This is a genomic window from Corallococcus exercitus (assembly GCF_042231735.1).
In the GTDB taxonomy this organism is placed as follows: Bacteria; Myxococcota; Myxococcia; order Myxococcales; family Myxococcaceae; genus Corallococcus; species Corallococcus exercitus_B.
In genome coordinates this window covers 2451506-2471342 of sequence record NZ_CP102577.1, presented here as the reverse complement: position 1 = coordinate 2471342, position 19837 = coordinate 2451506, and the positions used below count along the sequence as shown (strand labels likewise).

General features: G+C 69.8%; 21 protein-coding genes and 1 tRNA gene. 19 read left to right on the top strand and 3 right to left on the bottom strand.

Annotated features, from left to right (window positions below):
• Positions 1–182 precede the first annotated feature (182 nt).
• Together NR792_RS09120 and NR792_RS09115 are read right to left on the bottom strand one after the other, a co-directional pair.
• Positions 183–725, bottom strand: a complete 543-nt coding sequence (locus NR792_RS09120) for a DUF3105 domain-containing protein (RefSeq protein WP_375759675.1) — start codon at positions 723–725, stop codon at positions 183–185.
• Positions 726–785: 60 nt separating this feature from the next.
• Positions 786–1883 carry a DHH family phosphoesterase gene (locus NR792_RS09115; RefSeq protein ID WP_375759674.1) on the bottom strand — a complete coding sequence of 366 codons (1098 nt, stop codon included), beginning with the start codon at positions 1881–1883 and terminating at the stop codon, positions 786–788.
• Positions 1884–1983: 100 nt separating this feature from the next.
• On the opposite strand from NR792_RS09115, the gene uvsE reads away from it, so the two are divergent.
• The 6 genes from uvsE (at position 1984) to NR792_RS09085 (ending at position 8265) form a co-directional block, all read left to right on the top strand.
• Entirely contained in the window at positions 1984–2937 is a 954-nt protein-coding gene (gene uvsE, locus NR792_RS09110; RefSeq protein WP_375759673.1) for a UV DNA damage repair endonuclease UvsE, read from the top strand.
• A gap of 45 nt (positions 2938–2982) precedes the next feature.
• Positions 2983–4818, top strand: coding sequence for a M2 family metallopeptidase (locus NR792_RS09105; RefSeq protein ID WP_375759672.1), 1836 nt, complete (start codon positions 2983–2985; stop codon positions 4816–4818).
• A gap of 134 nt (positions 4819–4952) precedes the next feature.
• Positions 4953–5156 carry a cold-shock protein gene (locus tag NR792_RS09100; RefSeq protein ID WP_014397260.1) on the top strand — a complete coding sequence of 68 codons (204 nt, stop codon included), beginning with the start codon at positions 4953–4955 and terminating at the stop codon, positions 5154–5156.
• A 75-nt stretch (positions 5157–5231) separates the two neighbouring features.
• Positions 5232–7334, top strand: a complete 2103-nt coding sequence (locus tag NR792_RS09095) for a hypothetical protein (RefSeq protein ID WP_375759671.1) — start codon at positions 5232–5234, stop codon at positions 7332–7334.
• A gap of 41 nt (positions 7335–7375) precedes the next feature.
• A complete protein-coding gene (locus NR792_RS09090; RefSeq protein ID WP_375759670.1) occupies positions 7376–8023 on the top strand; it encodes a hypothetical protein in 648 nt (215 codons plus the stop codon).
• Positions 8020–8265, top strand: coding sequence for a hypothetical protein (locus tag NR792_RS09085; RefSeq protein WP_375759669.1), 246 nt, complete (start codon positions 8020–8022; stop codon positions 8263–8265). The genes NR792_RS09090 and NR792_RS09085 overlap by 4 nt, the downstream gene beginning before the upstream one ends.
• Before the next feature lie 46 nt (positions 8266–8311).
• Here NR792_RS09085 and NR792_RS09080 read toward each other — a convergent pair whose 3' ends face one another.
• The gene (locus tag NR792_RS09080) at positions 8312–9055 is read right to left on the bottom strand and encodes an FKBP-type peptidyl-prolyl cis-trans isomerase (RefSeq protein WP_375759668.1); all 744 of its coding nucleotides are present in this window, start codon (positions 9053–9055) and stop codon (positions 8312–8314) included.
• Positions 9056–9290: 235 nt separating this feature from the next.
• Between NR792_RS09080 and NR792_RS09075 the strand changes: the two genes are divergently transcribed.
• From NR792_RS09075 to pheS, 13 genes are all read left to right on the top strand, one after another.
• Complete coding sequence (locus NR792_RS09075; protein WP_375759667.1) at positions 9291–9623, top strand: PilZ domain-containing protein; 333 nt, start codon at positions 9291–9293, stop codon at positions 9621–9623.
• 201 nt (positions 9624–9824) lie between these two features.
• The gene (locus tag NR792_RS09070; RefSeq protein ID WP_375759666.1) at positions 9825–10628 is read left to right on the top strand and encodes an LPP20 family lipoprotein; all 804 of its coding nucleotides are present in this window, start codon (positions 9825–9827) and stop codon (positions 10626–10628) included.
• A gap of 41 nt (positions 10629–10669) precedes the next feature.
• Positions 10670–11926, top strand: a complete 1257-nt coding sequence (locus tag NR792_RS09065) for a hypothetical protein (protein WP_375759665.1) — start codon at positions 10670–10672, stop codon at positions 11924–11926.
• On the top strand, positions 11926–12306 hold the full coding sequence (locus tag NR792_RS09060) for a hypothetical protein (protein ID WP_375759664.1): 381 nt from the start codon (positions 11926–11928) through the stop codon (positions 12304–12306). The genes NR792_RS09065 and NR792_RS09060 overlap by 1 nt, the downstream gene beginning before the upstream one ends.
• Positions 12303–13049, top strand: coding sequence for a FecR domain-containing protein (locus tag NR792_RS09055; RefSeq protein WP_375759663.1), 747 nt, complete (start codon positions 12303–12305; stop codon positions 13047–13049). The genes NR792_RS09060 and NR792_RS09055 overlap by 4 nt, the downstream gene beginning before the upstream one ends.
• Before the next feature lie 57 nt (positions 13050–13106).
• On the top strand, positions 13107–14291 hold the full coding sequence (locus tag NR792_RS09050) for an AI-2E family transporter (RefSeq protein WP_375759662.1): 1185 nt from the start codon (positions 13107–13109) through the stop codon (positions 14289–14291).
• Entirely contained in the window at positions 14288–14968 is a 681-nt protein-coding gene (locus NR792_RS09045) for a uracil-DNA glycosylase (protein ID WP_375759661.1), read from the top strand. The genes NR792_RS09050 and NR792_RS09045 overlap by 4 nt, the downstream gene beginning before the upstream one ends.
• Positions 14969–15051: 83 nt before the next feature.
• A tRNA-Val gene (locus NR792_RS09040) sits at positions 15052–15123 on the top strand.
• 88 nt (positions 15124–15211) lie between these two features.
• The gene (thrS, locus tag NR792_RS09035) at positions 15212–17140 is read left to right on the top strand and encodes a threonine--tRNA ligase (protein WP_375759660.1); all 1929 of its coding nucleotides are present in this window, start codon (positions 15212–15214) and stop codon (positions 17138–17140) included.
• Between the two features lie 43 nt (positions 17141–17183).
• Entirely contained in the window at positions 17184–17894 is a 711-nt protein-coding gene (gene infC / locus NR792_RS09030) for a translation initiation factor IF-3 (RefSeq protein WP_375759659.1), read from the top strand.
• Positions 17895–17994: 100 nt separating this feature from the next.
• Positions 17995–18201, top strand: a complete 207-nt coding sequence (gene rpmI / locus NR792_RS09025) for a 50S ribosomal protein L35 (RefSeq protein WP_014397248.1) — start codon at positions 17995–17997, stop codon at positions 18199–18201.
• A 91-nt stretch (positions 18202–18292) separates the two neighbouring features.
• Complete coding sequence (rplT, locus tag NR792_RS09020) at positions 18293–18640, top strand: 50S ribosomal protein L20 (protein WP_207050691.1); 348 nt, start codon at positions 18293–18295, stop codon at positions 18638–18640.
• A gap of 123 nt (positions 18641–18763) precedes the next feature.
• On the top strand, positions 18764–19813 hold the full coding sequence (gene pheS / locus NR792_RS09015; RefSeq protein ID WP_375759658.1) for a phenylalanine--tRNA ligase subunit alpha: 1050 nt from the start codon (positions 18764–18766) through the stop codon (positions 19811–19813).
• Positions 19814–19837: the final 24 nt, after the last annotated feature.

Genomic DNA, 19837 nt, shown 5'->3' with positions numbered 1-19837 from the left:
CCCCCGGCGAAGGGGTGTCAGTGCCGCCGCGAGTGACACGGGGGCGGATGAAACAGGGGCGGGCGCGTGCGTCGAATTAAGAGACGTTGACCGAGTCAGCGCAAGGTTGGCTGGCCCATCACACCCCTGGTGGAGTGGATTCCTCTCGCGCCAGCACTACCTGTCGCGTGCTCACTGTTGTTTCACGGAGGGCAGACCAGGCCCGGCTCGTTGGCGTCCACGTCCTGCAGCGCGAGCAGACACGTGAGCGCGTCCGGATCCACGGAGTCCATCAGGTACGTGCGGCGCCACAGCAGCGCGGCGAAGCGCTGGGGGAGCTGTGAGTCCGGCGCGACGAGCGCGCGGCGCACGCCGTTGCTGCCCACCGCGGCCCGGGCCATCGCCGCCTCCAGCTTCGCGACCTCGTCCGGGCAGCCCTCCGGGCAGTTGTAGAGGAACACCGCGTGGCCGTGTTCCAGGTTGTGGATCCACGAACAGCGCGGCTGCTCCGTGTCGAAGCTGCGGCACGACAGCCACGTGGAGCAGTGCAGGCCGGAGTTGGGCGGGTTCTCTCCGTTGCCGCACGCGGTGCTGCCGCACGAGCTCACGTGATTGGCCGACGTGGTGTCCGACAGCGGGAACGAATACCGCTCACAGGCTTCGCCACCGGGCGTGGGGGGATCGTCCTTCGTCGAACCGCAGGCGAGGCACAGCGAGAAGAGGAGGGCGGAGAGGGCGCGAGGCATCCGCCCCGTCATATCGCAACGGGCTTGTGCCGCTCATCGCCCCGGCGTCCCATCTGCCTGTCAGGGCGCGACGCCGCGCCGCTCCACGTCCCGGTCGCTCAGCCCCCGGAAGCCCAGGGCCTCCATCAGGCGCAGGAAGTCCGCGGGGGGAAGGCTGCCACCCGTGGCGCGCGAATGGCCGTGCGCGTACGAGCCTCCCATCGCCGGCAGGTCCAGTCCCCGCAGCAGCGCGAGCAGGTCCACCGGCGCGCGGCTTCGCAGCACGAAGTTCACGCGGCCGGGCAGGTAGCCCGTGTTGGCGGCGACGACGATGTGGTCCGGCAACCGCTGCACCCAACGCATCGCCACCAGCGGGTGCACCTGCGCCTCGGAGCTGAACATCAGGAGCGCCAGGTTCCCCGCGAAGCGCGGCGGCGTCTTCGCGCACCGGGCCACCTCGCGCTGCACCTCCAGCCGGCAGTCGCGCAGCGCGTCCACGCCGGGCACACGCCCCTCCGCGATGTCCGTCGCGCTGCCCGCGCGCAGCAGCACCTGCATCGCCAGCGGCGCCGCGAACCGGCTGGAGCGGCGGGCCGCGTTGAGCAGCGCCACCGCCTCCGTGACGGACGAGCGCTTCGCCCGCCGCAGCGCGTCCTTGAGGAACGGCATCGGCGCGTCCACGCCCAGGTCCGCCACCGTCCCCAGCACCGCCAGCCACTCCAGCGGACCGGGCACGACGAACGACGACGTCAGCACGTACGTGAGCAGGCTCGTGTTCGCCACGGGCTCATGGCCGTAGGCGGTGAGCACCTGGGCTCCGGGTGGAAAGGACTCCGACGCATGGTGGTCCACCAGCAGCGTGGGCACCCCGGCGAGCAGCGGCTCCGCGCGGCTGCCCATGTCCAGCACCACCAGCGCCTCCACGGACGAGGCCCCCAGCCGCTCCAGGAACCCGGGATGGTGGACGTCCTCTCCCTTGCCCGGCAGGCGCGCCGTCGGCCGGGCTCCCAGGGACTGGAGGGCCCGGAGCATCAGCACCCCGGACGTGAGCCCATCCACGTCCGTGTGCGGCGCGACAAGCACGTGCTTGTCCCGGCAGGCTTCCAGGAACTCGCGCGCCTGTTCCATCGCCGCCTCTGGCGCGGGCCAGTGCGCATCCTTCGTGTGTCCCAGGAGCATGAGACAAAGCTGTCACTGCCTGTAGCGGCACGGCAGGGCGCGCCCGTCGTGGCTGGTTGCCCTCCGGACGACCCCCCGGGTCCAGTCATGCGGCGCGAGCGTGCCGACCTTTCCAGGCATGGAAGGCCTCTCGACCTATCGGCTGGGCTATGTGGCCCAATCCCTGACGCTGGGCGTGAGCGCCAGCCACACCTGCCGGCTCGCCACCGCGACGCCGCAGCGCCTGGAAGCACTCATCGCGCAGAACCTGGAGGAGCTGGAGCAGCTGCTGCGCTTCAACGAGGCGCACGGCATCCAGCTGTTCCGCATCGGCTCATCGCTCATCCCGTTCGGCTCGCACCCGGTGAACACGCTGCCGTGGTGGAAGACCTTCGCGCGGGAGTTCGCCTCGCTGGCCCGCATCGCGCGCCAGTCCCAGCAGCGGCTGTCCCTGCACCCGTCCCCAGCCGGCGCGTCGCTGTCCTCGCGCCATGAGCGTGTGCGCGACGCCGCCCTCGCGGAGCTGCGCTACAGCGCGCGCGTGCTGGACATGCTGGAGGCGGGCCCCGAGTGCCGCGTCGTCATCCACGTGGGCGGCGCCGCCCCCAGCCGTCCCGAGGCGCTGGAGGCCGCGCACCGGATGCTGGACACGATGCCGGAGGAGCTGCGCCAGCGGCTCACCATCGAGCACGACGACAAGGTCTGGACCGCACGCGAAGTGCTACCGCTGGCCCGCGAGCACGGCGTGCCCATGGTGGGCGACAACCTGCACAACGCGGTGCTTCCTTCGGATCCGCCCCTGTCCGTGGAGGAGCTGGTGCGCGAGGCCTCCGCCACCTGGCGCGCCCTGGACCTGCGGCCCAAATTCCACCTGGCGTCACAGAAGGTGGACGGACGGCCCGGCGCGCACTCGGACTTCATCGTCCCGGCGGACTTCCAGGCCATGGTGGCCGCGCTCGACGGGCCGGCGGACTTCATGCTGGAGGCGAAGGAGAAGGACCGCGCGGTTTTCGCACTGCGTCGGGAGGCAGGGGCCAGGCGTTCACCCCGCGGACAGGGCGCGCGGGCGCCGTGACTTCGCGGGTGCGAGGGCAGGGCACTTCCCATAGTGTCCGCGCCCATGACCCGCTCCCCCCAGTCCCTGATGCGCGCGGCCCTGGCCGCCCTGTCGCTCGCGGCGCCCGCCGCCAGCGCGCAGACGACGCCTGCTCCGGCCGCGAAGGCCACGCCCGCGGAGGCGAAGCAGTTCGCCGAGAAGCTCAACGCGGACCTGAAGCAGCTCTGGACCCGCCAGGCCACCGCCGAGTGGATCAAGAGCACGTACATCACCGACGACACGGAGCGGAACGCCGCCTCCGTCAACGAAGAGGTGATGGCCTACGTCAACAACGCCATCAAGGAGTCGCGCCGCTTCGACGGGCTGAAGCTGGACGCGGACACCGCGCGCATGCTGCACCTCCTGCGCGTGTCCCAGACGCTGCCCGCCCCGGCGAACCCCAAGCAGCGCTCGGAGCTGGCCTCCACCGCCGCGAAGCTGGAGGGCCTCTACGGCAAGGGCAAGTACTGCGGCAAGGACGGCAAGGGGAAGTGCCGCGACCTGGAGGAGCTGTCCGACGTGATGGCGGAGAGCCGCAACGCGGATGAGCTGCTGGAGGCGTGGACCGGCTGGCACGCCATCAGCCGCCCCATGCGCCCGCTCTACACGCAGCTGGTGGACCTCTCCAACTCGGGCGCGAAGGACATCGGCTTCAGCGACCTGGGCACGCTCTGGCGGTCGTCCTACGACATGCCGCCCGCGGAGTTCGAGCAGGAGGCGCAGCGGCTCTGGGGCCAGGTGAAGCCCATGTACGACGAGCTGCACTGCTACGTGCGCGGCCGGCTCGCGAAGCAGTACGGCGAGGCGAAGGTGCCCGCCGGCAAGCCCATCCCCGCGCACCTGCTGGGCAACATGTGGGCGCAGGAGTGGAACAACATCTACCCGCTGGTGGAGCCGTTCCCCGGCCAGGCCAGCCTGGACGTGGGCAGCGCCCTGGTGAAGCAGGGCTACGACCCGCAGAAGATGGTGAAGCTGGGTGAGAAGTTCTTCACCTCGCTGGGCCTCAAGCCGCTGCCGCAGACCTTCTGGGAGCGCTCGCAGTTCACCAAGCCCCGCGACCGCGACGTCGTCTGCCACGCGTCCGCCTGGGACGTGACGTACGACAACGACCTGCGCATCAAGATGTGCATCAAGCCCACCGAGGAGGACCTGGTCACCATCCACCACGAGCTGGGTCACAACTACTACTACACGTACTACTACAAGCTCCCCGTCCTCTTTCAGGCGGGCGCCAACGACGGCTTCCACGAGGCCATTGGCGACGCGCTCACGCTCTCCATCACCCCGGCCTACCTCCAGCAGGCGGGCCTGCTCTCCGCGGTGGAGAAGAACGACAAGAACGTCATCAACCTCCAGTTGAAGGACGCGCTGGAGAAGGTGGCCTTCCTGCCCTTCGGCCTGCTGGTGGACCAGTGGCGCTGGGACGTGTTCAGCGGGAAGGTGAAGCCGGCGGACTACAACAAGAGCTGGTGGGCGCTGCGCACGAAGTACCAGGGCGTGGGCGCCCCGGTGGCGCGCACGGAGCAGGACTTCGACGCGGGCGCCAAGTACCACGTGCCCGCCAACGTGCCCTACACGCGCTACTTCCTCGCGCGGATCCTCCAGTTCCAGTTCCACAAGGCGCTGTGCGAGGCCGCGGGCCACAAGGGCGCGCTCAACGAGTGCTCCATCTACGGCAACAAGGCCGCCGGCCAGCGCCTGCAGGCCATGCTGGAGATGGGCGCGAGCAAGCCGTGGCCGGACGCCCTGGCGGCGATGACGGGCACCCGCCAGATGGATGCCACGCCCATGCTGGAGTACTTCGCCCCGCTGCGTCGTTGGCTCCAGGAGCAGAACAAGGGCCAGAAGTGCGGCTGGTGACGTTTCACGCCTGACGTATCCAGGGAGTGGACTTCGCCCGGGACGGGCGCTTAGGCTCTCGCCCGTCTTGTAGGGTTGACCTCTGTAGGACCGGACGGCGACTCTTCCTGTCCGCGATGAAAGAAGAACAGCAAATGGCGACTGGTACCGTGAAGTGGTTCAACGACGCGAAGGGCTTCGGCTTCATCACGCAGGACGGCGGCGGCGAGGACGTGTTCTGCCACCACACCGCCATCAACATGGACGGCTTCCGCACCCTGGCCGAGGGCCAGAAGGTGGAGTTCGAAGTCACCAAGGGCCCCAAGGGCCTGCAGGCGCAGAACGTTCGCGCCGCCTGAGCCTGACCGTTTCCTGATTCACCCAAGAAGGTCCGGCTCTCACGGGTCGGGCCTTCTGTATTTTCCGGAGCCCGCATGTCCGCCCCCACCTTCCGCCTGCGCTTCCTCCCCCTCGTCGCCGCCCTGGGCTGCGCCGGTTGCGCCACGTCCTCCACCTCCACGGCCCCCACGCCGCCGGCCACCGCGTCCACCGCCGCGTCCGCTCCCGTGACGAAGGAAGCGCTTGCCGCGCTCAAGCAGGAGCTGGTGACGCAGCACGGCGAGTCCCAGCGCGCGCGCATCGAGCGCGGCGTGGACCAGGTGGCCGCGCTGTGGCGGCCGGAGGACGGCGACCTGGCGGCCTTCGCGCGCGAGCAGTTCCTGCCCACGGGCCCCCGGCTGGACGCGACGTTCAGGCGCCTGGAGGGGCTGTTCGAGCAGTTCGACGGGCACATGAACGAGCTGGGGCGGGAGCTCCAGTGGTTCACGGACCTGGACCTGGGGCCGCTGTTGCCGGTGGAGCCGCTGCTCGCGGCGTATGACCCGTCCTCCAACGTCACGTCGGACCTGTTCCAGGCGAAGCCGGGCTTCGTCGTGCTGCTCAACTTCCCGCTCACCACGCTGGCCGAGCGCGTGAAGGAAGGCCCGTCCTGGACGCGCCGGCAGTGGGCGGAGGCGAAGCTGGCGTCGCGCTTCAACCGGCGGGTGCCCGCGGCGGTGGAGCAGAAGGTGTCGCAGGCCATCGCGGACGCGAACCTCTACATCGCCGAGTACAACATCTGGATGCACCACCTGGTGGACGCGAAGGGCCAGCGCCTGTTCCCCCAGGGGCTGCGGCTCATCAGCCACTGGAACCTGCGCGACGAGCTGAAGGGGGACTACACGGACCCGAAGGGCCTGGCGAAGCAGCGGATGATCGTCCAGGTGATGGAGCGCATCGTCACGCAGACGATTCCCGCCGCCGTCATCGACAACCCGCGCGTGGACTGGGACCCCTTCACCAACAAGGTCACCGTGGCGCCGCCGGAGTCGGTGGAGGCGAACGCGCCCCAGCGCGCCGCGAAGGCGGACACCGCGCCGGAGCCGGACACGCGCTACGCGCGGCTGCTGGCCACGTTCAATGCATCGCGGAAGGTGGATCCGTACTCGCCGGTGGCGCCCACGCGCATCGCCCGCGCCTTCGAGCTGGACCGTGGCCTGCCGGAGGAGCGCGTGCGCACGCTGCTCACGCAGTTCCTGGAGTCCCCGCTGGTGCCGCGCGTGGCGAAGCTGATTCAAACCCGCCTGGGCCGCCCGCTGGAGCCGCAGGACCTCTGGTACCCCGGCTTCCGTCCGGGCTCGAAGGTGCCGGAGGCGCAGCTGGACGCGCTGACGCGCCAGCGCTACCCCACGGCGGACGCCTTCGCGCGCGACATCCCACGCATCCTCCAGGGGCTGGGCTTCACGCGGGAGAAGGCGGACGTGCTCGCGTCGTACATCCGCGTGGATGCGTCCCGCGGCGCGGGCCATGCCCAGCAGGCGCTGCGCCGGGGTGACTTCCCCCGCCTGCGCACGCGCGTGGAGAAGGGGGGCATGGACTACAAGGGCTACAACATCGCGGTGCATGAGCTGGGGCACAACGTGGAGCAGGTCTTCAGCCTGTACCAGGTGGACCACACGCTCCTGTCCGGCGTCCCCAACAACGCCTTCACGGAGGCCCTGGCCTTCGTCTTCCAGGCGCGCGACCTGGAGCTATTGGGCCTGGGCAAGCCGGACGCGGCCAGCGAGCGCGAGCGCGTGCTCAACGACTTCTGGCAGTCGTGGGAGATCGCCGGCGTGGCGCTGGTGGACATGGCCACGTGGCACTGGATGTACGAACACCCGGACGCCACGCCCGCCCAGCTGCGCGACGCGGTGGCGGAGGTGTCGCGCGACGTGTGGAACCGCTACTACGCGCCGGTGCTGGGCCGGAAGGACAGCCCGGTGCTGGGCATCTACAGCCACATGATCAGCTACCCGCTGTACCTGCCGGACTACCCGCTCGGGCACCTCATCGCCTTCCAGATTGAGGAGCACCTGAAGCAGCACGGCCCGCTGGGCGCGGAGTTCGAGCGCATGGCCACCTTCGGCTCCGTCACCCCGGACGAGTGGATGCGGCACGCCACCGGCGCCCCCGTCAGCGCGGAGGCTTTGTTGCGGGCCACCGAAGCAGCGCTGTGATATCCGGCCATTCCCCATTTCGCTTATCTGGAGGATTGACCGTGAATTTCATTTCTCGTGCGCTGGTGCTGGGCTCCCTGTCGACCGTGGTGGGCTGTGCGTCGGTGAAGGGCGGCACGAAGCCCCCGGACACGACGACGCCTCCGCCCGCGGCGTCGCTGGTGGACCACTGCGACGACACGCAGAAGGCCATCTCCAAGGAGGCGGACGCGATGGCCGCCCCCTATGGGATTGATCAGCACATCGAGAAGAACTTCCCGGACCGCAAGGTGTCGTGGCTGATGACGGACAGCGCGTACCAGAAGTTCGTGGTGCAGACGGGCGCGAAGAACTTCGGCCGCTGCAACGACGTGGCCTGCTACCTGTTCGCGGCGCCGTCGGCGACCATCCACGGCGCGGTGGAGAAGGCGAAGACGGCGGACGGCACGCATGACCCGGCGGTGCTGGGCAAGGAGCTGGGCCTGCCGGCGAAGAACTTCGAAGGCCCGCTGCGGATGATGACGCTGGACCTGGCGGCGCAGAAGGTCTGCACGCGCCTGCCGGTGGAGGCGGATCCGGGCGTGTGGAAGTGCACCACGCCGGAGGACACGGACTGCTTCAAGTTCGGCGGCTACACGTCCGGCGGCGCGCCGGAGGTCATGGTCATCAACGCGCCCGTGGCGGACACGCAGGTGGCGGAGATCCCGTGAGCGACGAGGAGGTGCTCCTCCAGAGTCCGCTCCTGTACCGCGTGCTGCGCGGGAAGGACGGGGCGCTGTCCATCGAGGTCGTGGTGGGCGGCATCGTCCAGTTCGAGGTGCGCGTGCGCCTGAACGCGGAGGAGACCGAGTCCTTCCAGCGGGAGGGCCGCGCCTTCTCGGACCGGATGGCCCAGGCCATCATGGCCAACCCGCCCTTCGGCGGGCGGTCCGTGAAGTCGCCGGTGCCGTGACGTCTTCAAAGGGGGCCCGTCGCATGCGGGCCCCCGTGGAAGCGGACTACGGCGTGGCGGCGGTGTTGCCGGGGATGTCCACCAGCTCCACCTCGAAGGTGAGCACGGCGTTGGGCGGGATGCGCGAGCCCGTGGGCGGGCGCTCGCCGTAGGCGGTGCTCCCGGGGCAGGTGAGCTTCGCCTTGCCGCCGACCTTCATCTTCTGCACGCCCTGGGTCCAGCAGGGGATGACGCCGTTGAGCGGGAACTCCACCGCCATGCCGCGCTTGTAGGAGCTGTCGAACTCCGAGCCGTCCACCAGCGTGCCCTGGTAGTGCACCTTCACGGTGTCGATGGCGCGGGGGGACTTGCCGGTGCCGGCCTTGAGCTCCCGGTAGATGACGCCGGAGGGCAGCCGCGTGGCGCCGGGCTCCTTGGACGCGCGGTCCAGCGTGGCGATGTTGACCTGCGACTGCCGCGCCTTGGCGAGCGCCTGGATCTTCGGGCTGTACTCCTTCGGATCCACGGCGGGCGCGGTGCCGCTGAGCGAGTCCTGGAGGCCGCGCTGGAGCAGCTGCACCTCCTCCGGGGTGAGCGCGAGCGACGTCACGCTCTGGCCCAGCGAGATGCCGAGCGCATAGATGGCCTTCTGATCATCCGTCTTGAGCTCCAGGGGCGCCTGGGCAGGGGCGGCCTTCGCGGCGGCCTCCGGCGCGGCGGCCGGCTTGGAGGTCTTCGTCGGGGCCTGGGCCAGGGCGAGGCCCGGAGCACCGAGCATCAGGACCAGGGCCGCCTTCCACTGCATACGCATGCTTCCGCCTTTCACGAGAATGGGAGGACTATAGGGCCGCTCACGCGCTGCCGGTCATCCGCGCGCACAGGCCAATGCGAAGAATCCAGCGAGCGGAAAAACGCGGCGCATGCTGGCCCGCCTGGCGTGCTGGAAGGGCGCCGTTTTCTTGCGCGCATGACGTCTGAACGTACTGTGCCTTCAGGTCGCTGCACCCCCGCAGCAGCCTGTTGCACCAGCTGGAGGTCATGAGCCAATGAGCGAGAAGCGGAAGGCCAATCGGGCGCCCCTGGACATCTACCTCAACAAGTACATGGGCGGCGTGCCGTACATGACCCGCGCCGCGGACATCAGCCAGGAAGGCGTCAGCCTCTCGCGTCTCATCGAGCCCCAGCACGACGCGCGCCGCGTGGGCCTCCAGTTCCAGCTCCCCGGCTCCGAGGAGATCATCTACGCCGAGGGTGAAGTCGTACGCGAGTGGAAGGAACTGGGCCGCAAGGAGCAGTCCGGCGTGCGCTTCACGCTGCTCACCGATCGGCACCGCAAGATGATCGACGCGTACGTCGACCGTCACACCAACGGCAACTGACGCCAGGCGTTACCCTCCGGGTGTGCCACCGCGACTGCGCGGTGCCACCGGCGGTTCGCGGTACGAAGCGCCGAGGTCGTCTGGCGGATCCGACCATCCCCCGGGTCGCCTTGACTTCGCGCGAAGTGACCCCCTTGAATGACCGGAGAGGTTCCCTGTGCGCTCGCCGACCTTTCGCGGCGACAACGGGAGGAGTGCTCCGTGAGGCGTTCGCTGTGGGGATTGTTGCTGGTCGTGCCGCTGACGGCGCTGGGCCAGGGCAAGGAAGCGAAGGTCGCCGCACCCGCCGCTGAAGCCGCGCGCGGCGTGGGCGCTCCGGGCATCAACTGGGAGGGCCAGGTCCTGCGCGCCACGGGCGCCGGGGCCCCGGACCTCAAGGCCGCCAACCCCGGGCAGGCCCGGCTGGGCGCCGAGCGCGCCGCGAAGCTGGACGCGTTCCGCAACCTGCTGGAGCAGGCCAAGGGCATCCAGGTGAGCGCGGGCCGCACCGTGGGCGACGAGCTGGCGCGTGACGAGGTGAAGGGCCGCGTCGAGGGCGCCATCCGCGGCTACAAGGTCGTGGCCAAGCGCTACTTCTCTGACAGCGGCGTGGAGATGGACGTGGAGGTGCCGCTCGCGGCGCTCACCGCGGCGCTGGCGCCCGCGCAGGAGCCGGCCATCGTGCTCAACGACGGCGCCGCGAAGTACACGGGCCTCGTGGTGGACGCGCGCGGGCTGGGCCTGACGCCGGTGCTCGCGCCCCGGCTGGTGGATGCGACGGGCAAGGCGCTCTACGGAGCGACGGTGCTCACGGAAGAGGCGCGCGGCACGGCGGGCGTCGCGGCCTGGTTCAACAGCCTGGACGCCGCCCGGAAGGCCACGCGCGTGGGTGACAAGCCCCTGGTGGTGAAGGCCGAGCAGCTCCAGGGCTCCGACCTGGTGCTGAGCGCGGAAGGAGCCCGCGCGCTCACCGAGGCGAGCACGCGCTTCCTGGCCGAGGGCCGGGTCGTCATCGTCACGCAGTAGCAGTAGGAGTGCCGCGGGCCCACGTTCCCGGAGGAGCGACGATGTCCCTGAAACCCTTCGCGCTCTGCCTGCTGCTCGCGACCGAAGCGCTGGCCGCCGCCCCCAAGGCCAAGGCCGCCTCCAAGCCCGCGCCGCCGCCCGCGACCGAGCCCGCGCCGCCGCCGGTGGTGATCCAGGAGGCCACGGGCGAGGCCGCCGTCGTGAACGGCAACGAGGACAAGGCCTTCACCGACGCGAAGGACGCCGCGCTGCGAGGAGCGGTGGAGCAGGTGGCCGGGGTGCGCGTGTCCGCGGAGACGCTGACCGCGAACAGCCAGCTCCTCCGCGATGAGGTCTTCACGCACAGCGCCGGCTACGTGCGCCGCTACGACGTGCTGGAGCGCAAGGTGGAGGGCGGCGTCGCGAAGGTATCCGTGCGCGCGGAGGTGGGCACGGAGAAGCTCGACCAGGACCTGCAGGCGGTGCAGGCGCTGATCCGCCGGCTGGGCCGCCCGAAGCTCGTCATCCTCACGCAGGAACAGACGGTGGATCCAAAGGGGCTGGTGACCCACGGCAACCTGCTGGCCACGGTGCTGACGGACGCGTTCAAGCAGGACCAGTGGACGATCCTCGACCCGCACTTCGCGGCGGGCAAGGTGCGGCTCCAGCCGGGCGTGGCGCTGTCCGCCACGGAGGCGAAGGAGATCGGCGACCTCACCCAGGCGGACTACATCCTCTACGGCACCGTGGTGTTCCGGCAGCAGCCGCCGCCCAGGAGCGGCAGCTCGCCGTACGTGGATGAGCAGGGCCGGGAGCTGCTGTTCCTCGTGTCGGGCGAGTACGACCTGGCGGTCTTCGCCACCGACAACGGCAGCCAGCTCGCGAAGGTCGCGGGGAGCTTCGCGTCGGGGCCTCGGGACCTGGGCGATGCCCGCAAGGCGCTCATCTCCTACGAGCGCACGGCGTTCGACATCTCCCGGCAGCGCGGCCAGCGCATCGTCGCGGAGGTGCGCGCGCCCGTCGTCGAGTACGTGCGCAGCGCCATCCAGAACGGCAACCGCGTGCGGATGACCGTGCTGGGCCTCAAGGACTACGCGGCGGTGCAGGCGTTCCACAAGGTGCTGGCGGACTCGCTCACGGGCCTTCGGGGAGCGCCGGGAACGCCCCGCTTCGAGAAGGGCCAGGCGCGCTTCGACCTCACGTTCCTGGGCGCCACGGACGAGCTGGCCGGACAGCTGGGCGACAAGACGTTCCAGAAGCGCAAGGTGCAGGTGACCGGCGTGACGGAGAACACCGTCGAGCTGACCGTGGCGCCGTGATGGGCTTTCGTCAAACGGTGGTGCTCACGCTGGCCGTGGCCCTGACGGGCGGCTGCGCGGCGAAGCAGGAGCAGCCCGCGACGGTGGCTCGCGCGGAGCAGCTGATGGCCTCCAACGCGGCCAAGCGCGGCGACCTGGTGCTTCGGTGCGAACCGTCGGACGCGCAGGTGCTGCTGGACGGCGTGGAGCAGGGCACGTGCGACGACTTCGCCGGCGTGTCCCGGAGCCTGCGGCTGGCCGACTCGGGCTTCCACCAGGTGGAGGTGAAGAAGCGCGGATTCTATCCGTACACGACCTACTACGAGCCCAGCGGGGCGCGGGTGACGCTGAAGGTGAAGCTGCGGCCCCTGGCGCCCGAGGGCGGCGGAGGTTCGCCGTGAAGCGACAGGCAAGGACGTGGGCGGTGCTCCTGGCGGGCCTGCTGCCGGGGCTGGCCTTCGGCGCCGTGGGCCGCGTGGAGGTGCTGGAGGGCAGCGCGTCGCGCACCCCGGAAGGCGGCGCGGCGCGGCCGCTGGCGGTGGGCGCGGACGTGGAGGTGAAGGACACGCTGGAGGTGGGCCCGAAGTCCAACCTCAAGCTGACGCTCAACGACGGCAGCGTGCTGATGCTGGGTGAGGGCAGCCGCCTGTTCATCAGCGAGGCCGACTTCGAGGGCCAGGAGCGCAAGGGCTTCGTGGCGAAGCTGGGCCTGGGCAAGCTCTGGGCGAGCGTGAAGAAGGCCCTGGCCGGCTCGCAGGCGAAGTTCGAGGTGGAGACGGACCGGGCCGTCGCGGGAGTCCGGGGCACGCGCTTCCGCGTGGACGCCGCCGCCCCCGTCACACCGGGAGCCCTGTCCCCGCGCACGCTGGTGCAGGTGGAGGAGGGGAGGGTCCAGGTGGCGGCGCGGCTCCCGGCGAAGCCCGGCGAGCCGAAAGCCAAGCCCGGGGAGCGCACCCAGGTCCCGGGTCCCCGGGAGGTGACGCGGGAGGAGTGGACGGAGACGTTCATCCAGCTCCAGGCGGGCCGGCAGGTGGTGGTGGACGCGGAGCTGGGCCGCGCCAAGGCTGGCGCCCTGGACCGCAAGGTGGCGGGCGACCGCTTTGGCCGGTTCGTGGACCGCAATCAGGGGCCGAAGACACCGTAGGATGGGCGGGGACAGGAGGCGGTCATCGGACGTCGCAAGAGAGGCAGTGAGCGCGCGGTGAAGGTTCCCCAGCCCGCCGCGCCCCCGGAAGTCTCCCCGGTGCTGCACGTCGTGCACCCGGAGCCCGTGCCCCCGGCCGGCGACCCCGCGGCCCTGGACGAAGCGGAGGCCCGCCGGGTGGACTTCGTCTGGTCCGGCGTGATGGTGGGCTCGCTGGCGCTGGTGTTCGCGCTCCTGTCCGTGTTCGGCGGGGTGGCGGTGCCGGTGCTGCTGGCGCTGACGGGCGCGTACGCGTTCAACCCGCTCGTCACGCTGCTGGAGAAGCGCGGCGTGGACCGCACCTGGGGCACGTCCATCCTCTTCTTCGCGGGCACGCTCCTGATGGTGGGCGCGGGCCTGTACCTGGTGCCGGTGTTCCGCGACGAGGCGGCGAAGCTGCCCGGCTTCTTCCAGCGCGCCAGCACCCAGGTGGTGCCGCAGGTGGAGTCGCTCCTGGGCGTGTCGCTGCCGGACCTGGTGAGCCAGCGCACCGCGGAGCTGGGTGAGAAGGCCTCCGAGCTGCTCCAGAGCGCGGGCCCCACGGCGGCGCGGCTCGTCGCGAGCTTCGCCGGCAACACCGCGCGCTTCGCGGCCACGCTGCTGGGCCTGTCGGTGGTGCCGGTGCTGGCGTTCTTCTTCCTCCAGGACTACCCGCGCCTCATGGGGCGCATCCAGGACCTGCTGCCGCGCCGCTCCGTGGCGCTGGTGAGCCAGCGCTTCCGCGAGGTGGACGAGGTGCTGTCCGCCTTCGTGCAGGGCCAGCTCACCGTGGGCGCCATTCTGTCGGTGCTCTACGCGGTGGGGCTGTCCGTGGCGCGCATCGACCTGGCCATCGCCATCGGCCTCATCGCGGGCTTCGGCAACATGGTGCCCTACCTGGGCACGGGCATCGGCGTGGTGCTGGCCATGCTGGGCGTGCTCCTGTCGTGGCAGGGGCCCTGGCAGCTGGCCGTGGTGGCCGCGACCTTCATCCTCGGGCAGCTGGCCGAGGGCTTCGTCATCACCCCGCGCGTCGTGGGGGAGAAGGTGGGCCTGGCCCCCGTGGCGGTCATCATCGCCGTGCTCGCCTTCGGTGAGCTGTTCGGCTTCGTGGGCATCCTCCTGGCCGTGCCCGCCAGCGCCATCCTCAAGGTCGTCCTGAGCGTCGTCCTCCAGCGCTACCGCCGCACGCAGCTCTACAAGGGGAGCGTGCAGGGGCCGTGACGAAGCTGGAGAAGCTGCACCAGGAGATTGTCGCGTGCCGGGCCTGCCCCCGGCTGGTGGCCTGGCGCGAGGAGGTGGCCCGCGTGAAGCGGCGCGCCTACCGCGACTGGGACTACTGGGGGAAGCCCGTCCCTGGCTTTGGCGACCCCAGGGCCCGGCTGATCATCGTGGGCCTGGCGCCCGCCGCGCACGGGGCCAACCGGACGGGGCGGATGTTCACCGGGGACCGCTCCGGCGACTTCCTCTTCGCGGGCCTGCACCGGGCGGGCTTCGCCAACCAGTCCCACAGCGAGCGCCGGGACGACGGCCTGAAGCTGACGGACGCCTTCATCGTCGCCGCCGGCCGGTGCGCGCCGCCGGACAACAAGCCCCTGCCGGAGGAGATCGCCCGGTGCGCGCCTTTCCTGGACCGGGAGATGGCGCTGTTGCCCGGCCGGGTGCTGCTCGCCCTGGGGGCCATCGGGTGGAACGCCGCGCTGGCCTCGGTGGCCCGGACGGGTGGGGCCCTTCCGACGCCCCGGCCCGCCTTCGGCCATGGCGCCGAGTTCCGGCTGCCGGACGGCCGGTGGCTGGTGGGCAGCTACCACGTCAGCCAGCAGAACACCCAGACGGGGAGGCTCACCCCCGCCATGTTCGACGCGGTGATGAAACGCGTCCGCGCGTTGTTGGAGACGTGAACGCGGGGAAGAGAAGGGCCCGCGCTCATGTTCCTTGACAGGTGCGGGAGCCCGCTGTTATTCCCCGCGCCCATCCGCACGACGGGTCGTTAGCTCAGCGGTAGAGCACTACCTTGACACGGTAGGGGTCAGTGGTTCGATCCCACTACGACCCATCATCAGTAAGTGATCCATCTCGCGGGCGGCCGGCTTTCTCAAAAGCCTGCCGCCCGCGGTTTTTTCCAGCGCAGGGGTTTATCCGCCATGTCCGAATCCATCACGGTGACGCTCCCCGACGGCAGCCAGAAGCAGACCGCCCGGGGCACGACCATCGCGGACTTCGTGAAGGGGAGCATCGGCGTGGGGCTCGCGAAGGCGGCCCTGTTCGCCCGGGTCAACGGCCAGGACATGGACCTGGCCCGGACGCTCGACGAGGACGCGAAGCTGCAGATCTTCACGTCCAAGAGCCCGGAAGGCCTGGACCTCATCCGCCACGACGCCGCGCACGTGGTGGCCAGCGCCGTGCAGAAGTTGTTCCCCGGCACGCAGGTGACCATCGGTCCCGCGACGGAGGAGGGCTTCTACTACGACTTCTTCCGCGAGAAGCCCTTCACGCCGGAGGAGCTGGAGAAGATTGAAGCGGCCGCCAACGCGGAGCTCAAGCAGGACATGCCTTTCGTCCGCACCGAGATCTCCATGGAGGACGCCATCAAGCTCTTCGAGGAGAAGGGCGAGAAGTTCAAGGTGGAGATCGTCAAGGACATCGCCGCCAAGGGCGCCAAGACGCTCACGCTCTACACCCACGGCGACTGGGTGGACTTCTGCCTGGGGCCCCACGCCCCCAGCACCGGGAAGATCGGCGTCATCAAGATCCTCTCCTCCAGCGGCGCGTACTGGCGCGGCGACCACCGCAACCCGATGCTCCAGCGCGTCTACGGCACGGCCTTCTTCGACAAGAAGGCGCTGGACGCGTACCTCACGCGCATCGAGGAGGCGCGCAAGCGCGACCACCGCAAGCTGGGCAAGGAGCTGGACCTCTTCCACTTCCACCCGTACTCGCCGGGCGCGGCCTTCTGGACGCCCAAGGGCACCGCGCTCTACCAGACGCTGTCCAACTGGATGCGCAACCTCACGGCCGGTGACGGCTACGTGGAGATCAAGACGCCCCTGATGTTCAACAAGGGCCTCTGGGAGACGAGCGGCCACTGGGGCAAGTACAAGGAGAACATGTTCCTGGTGCTCGACAGCGAGTCCGGCGAGCACGACTTCTCCCTCAAGCCGATGAACTGCCCGTCGCACCACCTGTACTTCGGCTTCAAGAAGCACAGCTACCGCGACCTGCCCCTGCGCCTGCACACCCAGGACGTGCTCCACCGCAACGAGGCCGCGGGCTCGCTGGGCGGCCTCACCCGCGTGCGCCAGTTCGCGCAGGACGACGCGCACATCTACTGCATGGAGAGCCAGATCACCGACGAGGTGCGGCGCTTCGTGCAGCTCCTGGACCGCGTCTACAAGGCGGTGGGCCTCACCTACGCGGTGAAGCTGTCCACGCGCCCCGAGCAGCGCCTGGGTGACGACTCGCTCTGGGACCGCGCGGAAGGCGGCCTCAAGGCGGCGCTGGAGTCGCTGAACCTCCCGTACGAGCTGGCCCCCGGTGACGGCGCCTTCTACGGCCCGAAGATCGACTTCGCCGTCTCCGACAGCATCGGCCGCAAGTGGCAGCTGGGCACCATGCAGCTGGACTACCTGGCCCCGGAGCGCTTCGACCTCACCTACGTGGGCGAGGACAACGCCGAGCACCGCCCGGTCGTCCTCCACCGCGCCATCTTCGGCTCCTTCGAGCGCTTCACCGCCATCCTCATCGAGCACTTCGCGGGTGCATTCCCGGCGTGGCTCGCCCCGGTGCAGGCCACCATCGTCACCGTGGCGGACCGTCAGCTGGACTACGCCCGCAAGGTGCGCGACGACCTGCGCGCGAAGGGCTTCCGGGTGGAGCTGGACGAGCGCGGCATGACGCTCAACGCGAAGATCCGCGAAGCCCAGATGCAGAAGGTCCCCTTCACCCTGGTGGTGGGCGACAACGAGGTGGAGGCCGGCGCCGTGGCCCCCCGCCGCTACGGCGGCGAGGACCTGAAGACCATGAAGTACGCCGACTTCGAGGCCCTCCTGGTCAAGGAAGCCACGCTGCCCTGAACAGCAGTGCGGGGGACTTGACTGCCCGTCCGGGCTGGACTACTTGCGCGACTTCCGGGGATTGAGGCACGCCCTCATCCCCGAGCCGTCGGAGGGTCCTCCCATCGTCCGCGATCAGAGAACCAATCGCCGTATCCGAGCCCGGGAGGTCCGCGTCGTTGGACCGAACGCCGAGCAGCTCGGGGTCATGTCCCTCGAAGCAGCCCTGTCGCGCGCCCAGGCGGACGGTCTCGACCTCGTCGAGATCTCCCCCATGGCGAAGCCGCCGGTCTGCAAGATCATGGACTACGGCAAGTTCAAGTACGAGGAGAAGAAGAAGGCCTCGGACGCCAAGAAGAAGCAGGTCGTGGTCCACCTGAAAGAGGTGAAGCTCCGCCCCAAGACGGAGGAGCACGACTACGAGTTCAAGGTCCGCAACACCCGCCGGTTCCTGGAGGAGGGGAACAAGGCGAAGATCACCATCCAGTTCCGGGGTCGTGAAATCACCCACAAGGAGCTGGGCAGCGCCATCCTGGACGACGTGGTGAAGGACCTGAAGGAAATCGCGGTGGTGGAGCAGAACCCCCGGATGGAAGGGCGCCAGATGTTCATGATCCTGGCCCCCAACCCGAAGGTGGCCCAGCGCGCCCGGGAGCTCGCCCGCCAGGCGGTCGAGGCGGCCGGGAAGAAGCAGGAAGGCAGGCCGGCGGTTCCCGCGGCGGTCGTTTCCGCGACGGCTGTAGGAAATCCTACCCCCGTCGCCTCAAAAGAGTGATAGAGGCTTCCGCCCAAAGCGTCCGGGGACCGTGTGCCCCGGTCCGCCGTCAGTCACGAAGACTGCCGGCCGACAGGAAGCAGAAGGAAGGTTTGGGATCATGCCCAAGTTGAAGACCCGCAGCGCCGCGAAGAAGCGCTTCCACGTGAAGAAGAGCGGCCAGGTGAAGTTCGGCAAGGCGTTCAGCAAGCACCTGTTCACCTTCTCCAAGACGCCCAAGCAGAAGCGCGGCAACCGTGGCACGGGCCACCTGCGCGACATGGACGCCAAGAAGGTCATCAAGGAGCTGTTCCCCTACGGCGCCTGAGTCGTCCTTGGGTTTGAACCAATCGTGAGTCCTGGCGGAGCGGCGTGAAGCCAGCGCCCCGGGGCCACCTTCCAGAAGTCAGGAGTGTGTCATGCGCGTCAAAAAGGGATTCAAGGCTCGTCGTCGTCGTAATCGCATTCTCAAGCTTGCGAAGGGCTTCCGCGGCCGTCGCAAGAACTGCTACCGCCGTGCGAACCAGGCCGTCGAGCGCGCCCTGGACTACGCCACCCGCGACCGCGCGGTGCGCAAGCGCAACTTCCGCTCGCTGTGGATCGTCCGCATCAACGCGGCCGCCCGCACCGTGGGCCTGTCCTACTCGAAGCTGATCGCCGGCCTGGCGAAGGCGAAGATCGGCCTGGACCGCAAGGTCCTGTCCGACCTGGCCATCGCGGACCCCGCGGGCTTTGCCGCCATCGCCAACATCGCGAAGGCAGCCTGAGACACGGCCGGCGGTGACGCCGGCCCCCGAAGCTGAAACGGGCTGCCTCCACCAGGGGGCGGCCCTTTTTTTTGCCCGGCGCTTGAGGCGACCGGGGCGTGAATGGAAGGCGGGAAGAGGACCATGCGAGACCGGTTGCAGGCGTTGGCGGACGCGGCGCGCCAGGAGATCTCCGGCGTGTCGGAGCCCTCGCAGGTGGAAGCCCTGCGCATCCGCTACCTGGGCAAGAAGGGCGAGCTGTCCGCGGTGCTGGGCGGCATGGGCAAGCTGCCCCCGGACGAGCGGCGCGCGCTCGGCGAGATCGCCAACACCGTCAAGGCGGAGCTGGAGCAGCTGCTGGCGGACGCCACGAAGCGCGCGGAGGACGCCGCGCTGGAGGCCCAGCTGAAGGGCCCCAAGCTGGACGTGACGCTGCCCGGGCGCGCGGTGCTGCCCGGCGGACGGCACCCGGTGTCGCGCACGCTGGAGGACATCGTCCGCACGTTCGCGCGGCTCGGGTTCGAGGTGGCGGTCGGGCCGGAGATCGAGCTCGACTACTTCAACTTCGAGGCGCTGAACCTGCCCAAGGACCACCCCGCGCGGGACATGCAGGACACGTTCTACGTGGACGAGCCCAGCCTGGGCCACGCGAAGAAGGCGGACAGCCCGTCGCTCTTGCGCACGCACACGTCGCCGGTGCAGGTGCGGCACATGCTGTCGCGCAAGCCGCCCATCCGCGCGGTGATGCCGGGACGGGTGTACCGGCGGGACTCGGACATCACGCACACGCCCATGTTCCACCAGGTGGAAGGCCTGCTCGTGGACAAGGACGTGAGCTTCGCGGAGCTGAAGGGCACGCTGGACGCGTTCGTGAAGGCGTTCTTCGGCTCGGAGACGCGCACGCGCTTCCGCCCGTCGTTCTTCCCCTTCACGGAGCCCTCCGCGGAGGTGGATGTCACCTGTGCGTCGTGCGGCGGCAAGGGCTGCCGCGTGTGCAAGCAGACGGGGTGGCTGGAGGTGCTGGGCAGCGGCATGGTGCACCCGAACGTCTTCACCGCCGCGGGCTACGACCCGAAGGAGGTGACGGGCTACGCGTTCGGCATGGGCGTGGAGCGCCTGGCCATGCTGCGCTACGGCATCGACGACCTGCGGATGATGTTCGAGAACGACGCGCGCTTCCTCGCGCAGTTCTGATTCCGGCCCACCACTCAAGAGGAC